We start from the raw sequence: 12,894 nt of genomic DNA on the forward strand, positions 1-12,894 counted from the left end.
AAATAATTGATATGTACTCCATTTAAAAGGAGACCACCAACCAACCTATATATCAGTTTATAAACAGATGCTACAAAAAATTAAATAGCGAGCTGTTTACACCCACGGGAGCCCACAAGCTCCCGTTTTTAGTTAATTTTATTTCCAGCAATCACCATCTTGATTGTGCCGTAATCATACTTCCCATCAAAATGCTCCCTTAGTGAGGACATGCTCGAATGTTTTTCTAATTGATCATTAATTTCAGCGATCACCTCTTTCGTTAAACAGTCTTCCAATTGTATTCTTCCTGTCTCGATGCCATGGGCCAAATGACTTTTAATGGTGGATTTAGCCAAACTCCTAGCGCTTGCCATTTCATCAATTGTTTTCCCTTCTTTATACAACATGTAGGTCACTTCAAATGAATCCCCTTTTTGTCTTTTAGGCTTTAACGTACCACTCTTCTTCCTACCCGTTTTTGACTTAATTCCTTTGAGCTTTTCTTTTGCATTTTCCTTGGCTTGTTGAATAAATTTCCTTCTCATTGCCATTAAATCCTCCTCTAAATCTTGCATTTTAGAAGGTACTTGTCCTGTAGAAATAGCCTCAATTATCTTTCCCAGCTTACAGATATCCAAATATTTTCTAAGGAGACTTTCTTCCACCGCCTCTAAGCCTTCTAGATATTTCTTTGTTCTGGAAAACTGTTCGACCAAGCCTGCCTGAGATAAAATCCTTTTTAACGATTCCGTAAGTATTTCACTATAATACTCCTCTCCCTTCGTGATTCTTTCCTGCAATTGCTCCATTTCATTTTCTTGAAGGAGATACAATAGTTGTCTTCGGAATTTTCCGGTATTCCCAACTTCAGAGGATAGTTTCTGGTATACCTCTGGAATAGCTATTTGCATTTCAGTATCCTCAAATTCCAAACTGCTGCTTTGCTCTTTTTGAAAACTTTCCAATTCTTTGAGTATCGGCAACAAATCAAAAGTTCGGTTAATTAGGGAGCCTACGTATTGTCGCTGGTGATGGCTCAGGAGTTCCTGAAGCGAACTTTGATTGCCAGCACTCTGCGTAAAGTTTACCACTTGATGATCTGAGTAAACCAAATGAGACTGGATTCTACTTCTAAGAATCAAACCATCTAAGCTCCTCAATCTACTCAAAGCCACGTAAACCTGCCCAGGAGCAAAAGCCTGCCCCACATCTACGATTGCTCGATCAAAGGTTAAACCCTGACTTTTGTGTACCGTAACAGCCCAAGCAAGCTTGACAGGGAATTGTGCAAAAGTACCTACAACGTCTTCCTCTAATTCCTTTGTATCGGGGTTAACAACGTATTTTTTGTTCTCCCAAACCTCTTTCCTTAAAGTAAACTCCTCCTCAGTATCCTTCATTTCCACCAAAACCTCTTCTTTTGAAAGGTGGATGATTTTGGCAATCTTCCCATTGAAATAACTCCCGTTTCCAGAACTATCATTTTTAACAAACATGATTTGGGCTCCCTTTTTCAACTCAAGTTTCTTCGGTAAGGGATACAAATTTTCAGGAAAATCATCTTCCACATCAGCCTCATAATAAAATGAGCTTTCGGAAAGACTATCCATTTCTTTTTGATTGATCTGGTCGGCCTTGTAATTATGCGTGGTAATCGTAATATATTCTTCTTCCAGCTTCTTGATTTCTTCCGCTGACTTATAATGACTGTTTAGGATCTGAACATCATTTTGGGTCACCTTATTTTCCCGGAAGTGATTTAAAACATCAATAAATACATCATCCTGTTGTCTAAAAATCTTATCCAGTTCCAAGTACACCATTCCTGAATTATGAAGCGCCTTGGCCTCAAAAAAATGCATGCTAGCATAAAATCTATTCAGTATTTGCCATTCATGATCTTTAACAATGGGAGGCAATTGATACAAATCTCCGATCATCAGCAGCTGAACGCCACCAAAAGGCTCCTTAAAGTTCCTTTTGACACTCTTCATCCGATAATCGATAGCATCCAAAATATCAGCACGAAGCATACTTACTTCATCAATTACCAATAATTCTACAGCCTTGAGCACACTTTTTCTAATCTGATTCAAAGGATGTCTTCTTCCTAAAGTGTGCTGTGTAAAAAAGCCATACTGATCGGTATAATTCCCTTCGGGCTCACTAACCGGAAGAAAACTTCCCATAGGCAATAAAAACTGAGAATGAATGGTCACACCTTTTGCATGCAAAGCTGCGATCCCTGTTGGAGCCAAAATTAAATGCCTCTTATGGGTACGCTTTGCCAAATCCCTCAAAAATGTGGTCTTCCCTGTCCCTGCTTTTCCTGTTAAAAAAATTGGGGCTCCTGTGTTGTTGACAAACCTTGCGGCGTAGTCAAGTTTATCGGTGGCCTGCTGATCCATATAACTAAACTAATAATACTTTTTCTACCAAAAAACTGAATGTTTGGCGATTTTCAAATTTTCCTTTTTATAAATTCAAGCACAAACTAACTTGAAAATGTACATACATCCTCTCAATAAGTGGGAAAATGAACCTGCTATTATCGATTTAATAAAGAATTACTCCTTTGCAACACTTGTGACTCAGACTGATGGGAAACCTTGGGCAACCCATATCCCCTTAATTCTTTCCAAAAATAAACAGGGGGATACCATTTTAACCGGCCATATAGCTAAGGCAAACCCACAATGGAGAAACATTGCTGAAGGAGAAGCCCTTGCAATATTCCAAGGCCCTCATGCTTACATTTCATCTTCTTGGTATAACCACGAAAACGTCCCTACTTGGAATTACCAAGCGGTTCATATTCAAGGTACCTTAAAAATCATCACTGGACATGATTTAATAGACCACTTAAAATCACTGGTCGATAAATTTGAAGAAGGAAGACCCAACAGAGTTTCTGTGGAAGGAATGAGTAAAAACTACCTTGATAGCCAATTAAAGGGCTTAGTAGGATTAGAAATGACAATTACTGAAGTTCAAGCTGCTTCAAAACTTTCGCAAAACAGAGATAAAGAGAATTTTGATCGAGTGATTGATCATCTGGATGCTAGCTCAAACCCTCTAGATCGAGAGGTAGCTGCTGAAATGAAAAAGATCAGAAAATAGAACTTGACCAAATTCTTTCTCAATCACTCCCAACAAAAATTTTCGCTAATCCTGAAGGAACAATTTCCTCCACTCCCTCTTTGATTGATTCCCAAATCAGGTTAAAAGGACTTCGATAAACATTTCTCTTAGTCTGGTATGTCGCTGTTTGGTAGCTATTGCTTCCCGGTAAATTATTTTTTGAAGTAAGTAAATTTGCCACGGAGGAGATCAAACCTTTCTTTTTATTCCCTGTCGAATTTTGATCCAAAACCTCAATTTTTAAGTTTTGGTAATCAAATGCCAAGGAATTTTGTGAAGAATATTGATTGGCTTTCATACTTAAATTTAAGCCCAGTACACTCCCTGATTCAACTCTTATATTCGCCATTTGAATCAATGTTTGGTTGATCCTCGGTAGCTCAAAGGCCTTTATAAATGCATTTAATTCAAAAGTTTCATTTCCAAAAGGCACATAAACATCCATCCCAACTTCGGCTTCCTCATTGAATATTGCGTTGGCATGGATCTCCATCGTCTTATCAAGTTGAAGCGAATCCTTAGAAATCATGTTATAAATATCACCCGAAACACTACTAAATTCTAAACTAGCTGGTTCCGAATTTCCATCTTTAATTTCCTTATAAACTATTTTTGAATTCCTGATCGATACTGTATCCAGATAAAGCGGAAAAGGAATTTTTTCGACCATTCCCTCAAACATAGGTTTAACTGGCTCATCGGGTCGGGGTTTATTTTTATCTCGAAGATCTACCAAAACCAAGCTGTCTACAGTTAATAACCCTGCTTTTACAGACCAGTCCCCATAGATGCTACTTTCTGTATCAATATGCCCCAGTTTTACTGTCTGAATATCTAATTCAATTAGGTCCTGTTGATATGCTGCATTTTGGACTGCAGCATCTATTCCCTCCTTAAATTTCAGGGAAATTCCCTCGAAAAGAATCTCATTATTTAAGGATTTATAGTCAATAGATTCGACGTTAAATTCCTGCTCTGAATCTATTTGTATCTGAACATTTTTTATGCTTGCCTCTAAGCTTGCCAACTTAAAAGGCACTGCTTGTTTGATTATTATAGAATCAGATTCTAAGCCATCGGCTTTTATGTTTAAGTCTGTAAAATGTCCAAATCGAAAAAGACTATCGGATTCCACAAACATTTCTGCAGTTCCTTTTTCAAGAACAAAATGTTTGATTTCTCCCCTAGATATTATATCCTGAAAAATCAATTGAAAAGCTTGAGAGCTATTTTGACCATGGCTTCCTTTTTCCCTTTGAATCAGGCGAAATGCTGGTTCGATAATCTTCAGCTCATCAATTTCAAGCTTATCTTCAAAAATCAACTTCCATAAATTCACCCCGGACATCCTAATGCTTCTCAAAGAACCATTGACTTTAGAGGAAAGAGAATCATTCATTGGATTCATCAAAATATCCCGAATTACTACTCTCCTTTTAAAAAGCTGAATATCAATATCATCAAAAACCAAATCATAATCTCGGTCTGGATTTGAATTGACCGTTTCAGGAATTCGATGTGTCAGCCAATTCTCTAAAAAAAAGGTACCTGCCACTCCTGTTATCAAAAGGATTAAGACAATTAACCCAAACTTCTTCATAGATGATTATTTGAAGGAAATATAGGTTTTTCTATTCCAATTCTTCTTCCAACCATCAAATCGATTGAAGTATTTTTGTGAAGTATATTTATTAGCATGGAAAATTTAGAATAATGTAAAAATCAGACTTCTCTCATCCTTTAAAATTGACCATTCACCAAGGAAAAGGCCATTTTTGAGTTTGGCTTACTTACCTTTCATGATAAAATCAATTTTCACTATAGAAATAGAAATGAATTCAGTTTCAAAGCACCTATTCTTGTTACTTTTCTTTTTTAGTAGCATCACAATAGCACTAGCCCAAAAGGATACAAATACAATTACCGTTTTGACCTACAACATTTACCATGGGGAAGATCCAGCAAATAGAGGCACTAGTAATCTGGATGAAATTGCTGCTTTAATCCTTCAATATTCTCCTGATGTAGTAGCCATGCAAGAAGTAGATAGCATGACCACTCGTACTGCTGGAGTTTATGGTAAAAAAGTAGATTTGGTTCAGGAATTGGCTAAATTGACTGGATACTCAGGGTATTTTGCAAAAGCAATGGACTATGCAGAAGGAGGATATGGAGAAGGCTTATTAGTCAAAGGAGAAGCTATTTTCAGCACTCAAAACCTTCCTATCCCTCATGGTGGAGAGCCTAGAGCTGCGGCTTGGGCAGAATTTAAATTGTCGAATGACAAGAAGATTGCTATTGCTGGAACCCATTTCTGTCATGAATTTGAAGAAAATAGAATAGCCCAAGTCAAAGAAATAAGTAAAGTAGCAGGCCAATCGAATTTGCCTGTTATTTGGGCTGGAGACCTGAACCTAAGACCTGACTCTGAAGCTTACCGAAGTATAATCGGAACATGGAAAGACGCAGGTTCAGACCCAACACCCTATTCGCCGACTTTTGGATCTTTAAAAGATGGCCCTCGAATCGATTATGTTTGGTTTGACCCTAGTAAATTCACGCTAGAAAGCTATCAGGTTCTTGATGTCCCATTTTCTGATCATTACCCCGTTTTAGTCACTTTAAAATTTAAATAATATGAAAAATCTAACCCTCCTTGTTTTATGTAGCCTTGTACTTTTCGCCTGTAGCTCAGGCTCAGAAAGCTCCAATGAAGAAGTAACTCCAAAATTAGAATGGAGAGAGCTTTTCAATGGAAATGATCTAGAAAACTGGGTAGTCAAAATCAGCAAACATGAGGTAAATGAGAATTTCGGCAATACTTTCAGAGTGGCAGATGGTATGATGCAGGTTAGGTATGACGAGTATGATGAGTTTGATCGTCAATACGGCCACATCTTTTATGATGAAGCATTTTCTAACTATGTTTTACAGGTCCAATACCGTTTTGTAGGTGAGCAAGCCAACGGAGGTGAAGGATGGGCTTGGAGAAACAGTGGAGCCATGCTACATGGCCAGGATCCAAGAACAATGTTGAAAGACCAGGATTTCCCAATTTCTGTGGAAGCACAATTTTTGGGTGGAAATGGAACTGATGAAAGAAGTACTTGCAACTTATGTACACCTGGAACGAATGTAGTTTTAGCAGACACGCTTTTCACCCCTCATTGTATAAACTCTTCTTCTAAAACATATGCTGGAGATCAATGGGTAACAGCTAATTTTGTTGTCTTAGGTGATTCTGCCATTCACCACATGGTGGGCTTAGACACAGTCTTCAGTTACAATAAACCTCAGATTGGTGGCGGTAATGTCAACCCTTCTGATCCTGCAGTCAAAATTGATGGTAAACTTCTGAAAGAAGGTTTTATTTCTCTTCAAAGTGAGAGCCACCCAATTGATTTTAGAAAAGTATCTATTGTAGAAATAGATGATCTAATAGGGCAAGACGAAAAATTGAATGAGGCTGTAATAACACTTCTTTCTGATTCAAAATAAAATCACCTATTGAATGACTTTTAACAGAAGAGATTTTATCAAAACAGTTCCTGCTTTAGGAGCAGCTATGGGTATTTCCGCACAATCTTCAGGAAATACTATAAAAAAAGTAGCCGGGAACGATCGTCAAACTTGGTTAAACCTACTTTATAAAATATCTCACCCTGTGTTGGATGCCATGTCTCAAGGCAAACTCACAACCTTGATGCCTGTGGAAGTACCTGAGAATGCATACGGTGGTAGAGATGAAGTAACCTACCTCGAGGCGATAGGAAGGTTATTGGCTGGTCTAGCTCCCTGGCTTGAACTCGAAGGAGTGACAGGTGAGGAAGCTGAAATGCAAAAAGAATTGCGTGAGAAAGCACTATTGAGCATCAAACACTCAGTGGATCCTGATTCTCCTGATTATATCAACTGGACCAAAGGAGCTCAACCACTCGTTGATGGAGCGTTTTTAGTTCATGGAATAATGCGAGCTCCAAAACAACTTTGGGAGCCTTTAGATGCTGAGACAAAGGCAAGATTGGTCAAAGAACTCATTGCTCAGAAACTTGCCATTTTACCTTATTACAATAATTGGATATTGTTTGGGGCTATGATCGATGCATTCTTATTTTCTGTAGGTGAGCAAGGGGATTTGATGAGGATGGACTTTGCCATCAAAAAGCATATGGAATGGTATGCCGGGGACGGCTGGTATGGGGACGGGTCTGAATTTCATTTAGACTATTATAACTCCTACGTTATCCAACCTATGCTTATCCAAGTGCTAGAAATAGCCGTCACAATTCGCAAATCCTACACCTCTGATTTGGAGAAAGCCAAAACGAGGATGCAAAGGTATTCAAGACAACTAGAAATGTTGATTTCTCCAGAAGGCACTTATCCTGCTATAGGAAGATCGATTTGCTATAGATCTGGAGCATTCCAACCTTTAGCTGAAGTTGTTCTTAAAGAATCCTTACCTGAAGAAATCACCAATGGCCAGGTTCGTTCGGCCTTGACCGCAGTCTATAGCAAATTGTTTTCAGCCAAAGGTACTTTTGATGAAAATGGATGGCTCCAACTGGGATTAGCAGGGCATCAACCAGGCTTAGCTGAACCTTATATAAGTACTGGTAGCTTGTATTTATGTTCCCTTGGTTTTTTACCATTGGGCCTACCCGCAAATCATGACTTTTGGACCGCTCAAGCGGAAGACTGGACCAGTGTGAAAATTTGGAATGGAGAGGATATGGAAAGAGATTCAGCCTTGAAGTAATTACGAGGAAAATGAAAAAGCCCGCTAGAATTTAATTTCCAGCGGGCTTTTTTTCTCTTATTTCTTAGGCTTATCCTCTCAAAGTGATTGGAACAGGCTTATTGTTTTTCCAGCTTCCTCTGGTAAAATCAGGCACATCGATCGAGTTAGATCTATTGGCAACAGACCACTCACTTAATGGTGAAATACTGCTCCATAAAGCTGCATCATACACGTCTTGATCCAATGGAAGACCATTTCTAAGACAATCAATTAATCTCCAGTCCATGATAAAGTCCATGCCTCCATGTCCTCCAACTTCTTTCGCTAATTCCCCTACTTTTTGAACAATTTCCGGGGTATATTTTGTCTCAAGGTCTTTAAATTCCTCATCTTTTAACCAGCCATGGCCTCTTGCCACTTTAGGAGTAGGGTACTTCTGGGCATAACCTTCCGTTCCACTTACTACATGAAGTCTTGAATAAGGTCTAGGGCTAGAAACATCATGTTGAATCATAATGGTTTTCCCTTGCTTCGTTTTCACCACCGTGGTATTCATATTTCCCCTAAACTTCTTCTGAGCAAATTGGCCAAAGAAATTATCCTGCTCAGCTAACTCCTGTGCAGTCTTAGCCATGGAGAAATCATCGGAAGATACAGAGGTCAAATAATCCATTTGATCTCCTCTATTAATATTTAAAATTTGACAAATAGGTCCTAAGCCATGAGTAGGATATAAATTACCATTTCGATAATTCTCCTTTAGCCTCCACATTCCTTGATAACCTTCCTTATTGAAGTTAAGTGATAATAAATCGTGAATATAAGCTCCTTCGACATGCAATACTTCTCCAAAGTATCCTTCTCGAGCCATCTTTAAAGTCATCAACTCAAAAAAGTCATAGCAGCAATTCTCTAATTGCATACAATGCTTTTTGGTACGCTCTGATGTCTCAACTAGCTGCCAAGTTTCGTCAAGGGTTCTAGCGATTGGAACTTCACAAGCGGCATGCTTACCAGCTTCCATCGCATATACAGCCATTGGAGTATGCCATTCCCATGGAGTAGCAATGTATATTAAATCAAGATCTGGTCTTTCGAACATTTCTTTCCAAGAATAAGAATTTCCAGAATATCCATCTGGCTTGTGTGAAGTGTCCTTGAGCATTTCTTTGGCTTTTTCTACTCTCTCTGGCATGAGATCGCATAAAGCCTTTATTTCTACTCCTTCAATTTTACTCAATCTATTGACAGCTCCAGGGCCTCTCATCCCCAAGCCTACTATCCCTACTCTCACAGTTTCCAATTTAGGGGCAGCATATCCAGACATATTAAAGACCTGTGGACCTCCATTGTATTTTCTGATTGCTTCGGGAAGTTTCTCGGTATCCTGGCCGAAAACTGACCCTGCTCCCATGAAACCTAGTCCGGCTAATCCAGTCGCTTTTAAAAATTCTCTTCTTTGATTATTCTTCATTTTGGCTGTATTTGTCATTAATACTCAATACTAAGGCAAAAATTAAAAAATTCAACGCTTTAGGGTAGGAACGGTGAATTCACCCTACCAAAATAACCAAATAGTCTACCTTTTTTCTCCCTGCAATGAATCTATATACTCATTTAGCCGAAGTTCTAGAGCAGGTTTTTATACCAAAAATGGCATACAAGGGACAGATGCTGACTATGCTTGTAAAAGTAAAGATTGCTGCCACTGCTAAAAGCAAATACCCAACAGTGTCATTAAATACTCCTAAATAATAGACCCCAACCAAAATCGCTGCTACGACTAAACGGATGACTCTGTCTGCATTTCCCATATTCCTTTTCATGATTTCTGAAGTTTATTGTAAAAAGATTTATTTCTAACTCCTTATCGATGAAATAAATGTATTGACTAGTCACGGGGAAATCCATGACATTTGTCACACAAGAACATGAAAATTCTTATCTACCAAAGAATGACTATCCTCTGATCCAGAAAAAATAAAATCAACAGTTGACTAGTATTAATTCGCTAAAAAATATTTAGCCATCACTTTTTCTGCTTCTTTTCCCTGAGGGGTAAAATCAGGCTCCCGGTCATGTCTATTGGGGTACCATTTCCAAAAATACACCCCAGCCATCCATGATTTATCCCAAACTGATTCAAAAAATGCCTCATAACATAGCGCCTGTGCAGATTCAGAAAACTCTATCTCCTTCCTCTCATTCGGCCAAACCCAAGGTTCAATGGCCGCATCTACGGTATTACAATAGCCTATTTCAGTAAAGAGAACTGGCTTTTTGAATTTCCGAACCATCTTTTCAACTGCCGGTAATTGCTTATTCCAACCAGCTTTTAATTCTTTCAAGTCAGGGTTATGCTTTTTTGATAAGGGAAAATAAGCTTGAATCCCTATATAATCCAGATCATCCCAGAATTTGATTTTTTCATACTCAGTGAAATTAGCAGCATAAACCAATTTTCCAGAATATACTTTTCTGACCTCTGCAATTATTGCTCTCCAATCATTTTCTCGGTCAGAGGTTTTCTCTAATTCTGTACCAATACAAAGCATGGGTATCTCAAGCCTTTCTGCCAGTTTAGCATAATCCAAAATGAACTGCTCATAATTATCAAACCAAGTCTCCCAGTCATCCTCATTCTTCATCTCAATTTCTCCTGGCCAACTTCCTCTTACCCATAAATGAGGCTTCAGCATATTCATTATTCCTAATACCTGTGAAGAATCATGGGTTGTTTGAATCCCTTTGGCTGACTCTCCCCACCATTGCCTTTCGGCATCCACTTCCCATCGAATTTCCGGGGTATTCACATCACTTTGCCAACCAAATGGAGTCTGTGACAAAGCATTGGCTCCTGTTGATTTTAAAGCTCTTAACTCACTCCCATCCAAAGGTGATCGACTACCTACCCAGCATACGCCTTTCCACTTTTCTGTCACCACCAATAATTCCTCTTCTGGTATTGTCCACCAAATCATTGTGAGCACAATAAAAATTGCGATCGAGCTCAACAAATATCTAGTGTACCAAGGTTTTATCATTTTTTCAGAAGTGTTTGAATTACAATCTCTTCCTCTAATGTACGATGAACTGGGCATCTATGCGATATTTCCAATAATCTATGTCGCTGATCCTCATCTAAATCCCCTTCTAACTCTATCAACCTCGTAAATCGGCTTACTTTAGATTTTTTATCTGTAGGGTTAATGCTGTCTTTCAGGTGGACTTTGTCATGATTCAGGAAAACAGAAACCTCTTTTAGAGGCCATTTTTTCCTATCTGCATACATTCTTAAAGTCATTGCAGTACAACTCCCCAAAGAAGCCATCAGAAAATCATACGGGTTTGGCCCCAAATTCTCTCCTCCTACCTCCAAGGGTTCATCAGCAATCAAATGATGATGAGGAGTCTTGATTTCTGTTGTGTATTTCGGTCCGGAAAGTCTGACTTTCACCTGATTCCCTTCCGTATCATTGAGCTGATTTTCATCATCCAAAGTGATATACCTTTTGCTCCAGCTGGCAATTACTTCTCCCACATATTCACTGTCTTCAGCTTTGGTAAGCATGTGATCAGATCCATCTAAGGAAATAAAACTTTTGGGATGTCTAGCGGCTTGATACAACTCCGCTGCATTATTAATATCCACAATTTCATCCTGTGGTGAATGAATGAAAAGAAGTGATTTCTTAATATTTTTAAGAGTGCTTTCTAGTGGTTTTTGGTTCAAATCGTCCAAAAACTCCTTAGAAACCCGAAAAGGTCTTCCTCCAATAACTACTTCAGCACTTCCTTTTTTTTCAATTTCTGAAATACTCTCTTCCTTAAACAATTTTTTAACATGGCCAGGAAAAGCAGGAGCTCCAATTGTCACAATAGCCTGAATTTCATCTAACTCAAAACCCGCATATAAAACTGCTGCTCCTCCAAGCGAATGTCCAACAAGCATTTTAGGAGTTTCATATTCCTTCTCTAAAAAATCATATGCGTCCAGTAAATCTGAAATGTTAGACGAAAAATCACTGTCTTCAAATTCCCCTTCACTCCTTCCCAAGCCAGTAAAATCAAAACTTAATACCGCAATACCTTTTTGAGATAATGAGGTACTGATTCTTCTTACTGCAGAAAAATTCTGGGAACAAGTGAAACAATGAGCAAATATCGCAAAGAACTTAGGGCTTTGATCAAGCGGCAAATACAAGTGTGCAGCAAGCTCGATATCCTTTCGGTTTGTAAAAGTGAGTTTTTTGGGATTCATCTGATTTATTCCTTCAATACATCCACTTTCAGATTTTCTAAAATGATTTCTGAAAGGACTTCCAAATCACCTGAAAGATATAAATCCTGTATTTTTTCTACAGAAACACTCTCATCCTCAGGCTTCAAGTTAATATAATTTTGGAATCGGATACCTCCAACTTCCTTAACAGAGGAAACCTCTCTAAACCTTACTCCTCCACCATCTGTATGATAACTGTAAGCAAGGTAATCCATGAGGTAATCATCCGTTCCAAACCAATACAAAAACTCATCATCGTAATCTTCTCCTCCACCTGATTTTTCGAAAGTCACTTTTATCAAATGGTATTCTTCCCCTTTAATAACTGTTTTTCCAAGATTCTCTTTAATAACCGCTTGGTCATTCAATCCAAAGGGTAAATAAGCAAAATAGGCAACAGAGTTTACCGAGCGTGAATATTTCCCTATCCACTCCTCCGAAAGTGTATCTATTTCCACACCATTGATCGTACGTTGAAATCCGCTATTGTTTAAAACATCTTTTATCAGCCCAAGAGAATCGGAAATCTCCCTGCTATAGTCAAATCTTTCGGAATTCTTAAAGATGGAATAGTGTATATCCCTAAAATCAAATTCAATTTTCGCAGTTTTGTAATTTTCACCACCATGGGCTTCTATGGCCTTATCCACGATTTTCTCTGCTTCAGTTCGTGTGTCACAAGACATTGCTCCAAACACAAAAGCCAATAGGATGATTGCAGTAGATATTTTCATTTAGAGAGGGATTG

At 38.5% G+C, this 12,894-nt stretch carries 11 protein-coding genes; 4 read left to right on the forward strand and 7 right to left on the reverse strand.

The genetic code is table 11. The features are described from left to right. Positions 1 to 128: 128 nt before the first annotated feature. On the reverse strand, positions 129 to 2,390 hold the full coding sequence (locus ALPR1_RS15115) for a helix-turn-helix domain-containing protein (RefSeq protein WP_008201980.1): 2,262 nt from the start codon (positions 2,388 to 2,390) through the stop codon (positions 129 to 131). Between the two features lie 97 nt (positions 2,391 to 2,487). On the opposite strand from ALPR1_RS15115, the gene ALPR1_RS15120 reads away from it, so the two are divergent. Continuing rightward, positions 2,488 to 3,102: an FMN-binding negative transcriptional regulator gene (locus tag ALPR1_RS15120; protein WP_008201981.1), complete on the forward strand. Its 615-nt coding sequence runs from the start codon at positions 2,488 to 2,490 to the stop codon at positions 3,100 to 3,102. 19 nt (positions 3,103 to 3,121) lie between these two features. On the opposite strand, the gene ALPR1_RS15125 is transcribed toward ALPR1_RS15120, so the two are convergent. Then, entirely contained in the window at positions 3,122 to 4,723 is a 1,602-nt protein-coding gene (locus tag ALPR1_RS15125; protein ID WP_008201982.1) for an AsmA family protein, read from the reverse strand. Between the two features lie 199 nt (positions 4,724 to 4,922). Here ALPR1_RS15125 and ALPR1_RS15130 point away from each other — a divergent pair, with 199 nt between their 5' ends. From ALPR1_RS15130 to ALPR1_RS15140, 3 genes are read left to right on the forward strand one after another with little or no spacing between them, the layout of a single operon-like run. Then, on the forward strand, positions 4,923 to 5,759 hold the full coding sequence (locus ALPR1_RS15130; RefSeq protein ID WP_008201983.1) for an endonuclease/exonuclease/phosphatase family protein: 837 nt from the start codon (positions 4,923 to 4,925) through the stop codon (positions 5,757 to 5,759). A gap of 1 nt (position 5,760) precedes the next feature. Then, positions 5,761 to 6,621 carry a 3-keto-disaccharide hydrolase gene (locus tag ALPR1_RS15135; RefSeq protein ID WP_008201984.1) on the forward strand — a complete coding sequence of 287 codons (861 nt, stop codon included), beginning with the start codon at positions 5,761 to 5,763 and terminating at the stop codon, positions 6,619 to 6,621. A 13-nt stretch (positions 6,622 to 6,634) separates the two neighbouring features. After that, a complete protein-coding gene (locus tag ALPR1_RS15140; protein WP_008201985.1) occupies positions 6,635 to 7,882 on the forward strand; it encodes a DUF2264 domain-containing protein in 1,248 nt (415 codons plus the stop codon). A gap of 70 nt (positions 7,883 to 7,952) precedes the next feature. Here ALPR1_RS15140 and ALPR1_RS15145 read toward each other — a convergent pair whose 3' ends face one another. The 5 genes from ALPR1_RS15145 to ALPR1_RS15165 form a co-directional block, all read right to left on the reverse strand. Next, positions 7,953 to 9,338 carry a Gfo/Idh/MocA family protein gene (locus ALPR1_RS15145; protein ID WP_040303723.1) on the reverse strand — a complete coding sequence of 462 codons (1,386 nt, stop codon included), beginning with the start codon at positions 9,336 to 9,338 and terminating at the stop codon, positions 7,953 to 7,955. A gap of 139 nt (positions 9,339 to 9,477) precedes the next feature. Then, positions 9,478 to 9,690: a YgaP family membrane protein gene (locus ALPR1_RS15150; protein ID WP_008201989.1), complete on the reverse strand. Its 213-nt coding sequence runs from the start codon at positions 9,688 to 9,690 to the stop codon at positions 9,478 to 9,480. 177 nt (positions 9,691 to 9,867) lie between these two features. Then, entirely contained in the window at positions 9,868 to 10,908 is a 1,041-nt protein-coding gene (locus ALPR1_RS15155; protein ID WP_040302897.1) for a glycoside hydrolase family 113, read from the reverse strand. Next, the gene (locus tag ALPR1_RS15160; protein ID WP_008201991.1) at positions 10,905 to 12,125 is read right to left on the reverse strand and encodes a bifunctional alpha/beta hydrolase/OsmC family protein; all 1,221 of its coding nucleotides are present in this window, start codon (positions 12,123 to 12,125) and stop codon (positions 10,905 to 10,907) included. Before ALPR1_RS15160 ends, ALPR1_RS15155 begins: the two co-directional genes overlap by 4 nt. 5 nt (positions 12,126 to 12,130) lie before the next feature. Further along, positions 12,131 to 12,880, reverse strand: coding sequence for a DUF6503 family protein (locus ALPR1_RS15165; RefSeq protein ID WP_008201992.1), 750 nt, complete (start codon positions 12,878 to 12,880; stop codon positions 12,131 to 12,133). Between the last annotated feature and the right edge of the window lie 14 nt (positions 12,881 to 12,894).

Origin of the sequence: Algoriphagus machipongonensis, assembly GCF_000166275.1 — a bacterium.
GTDB lineage: Bacteria > Bacteroidota > Bacteroidia > Cytophagales > Cyclobacteriaceae > Algoriphagus > Algoriphagus machipongonensis.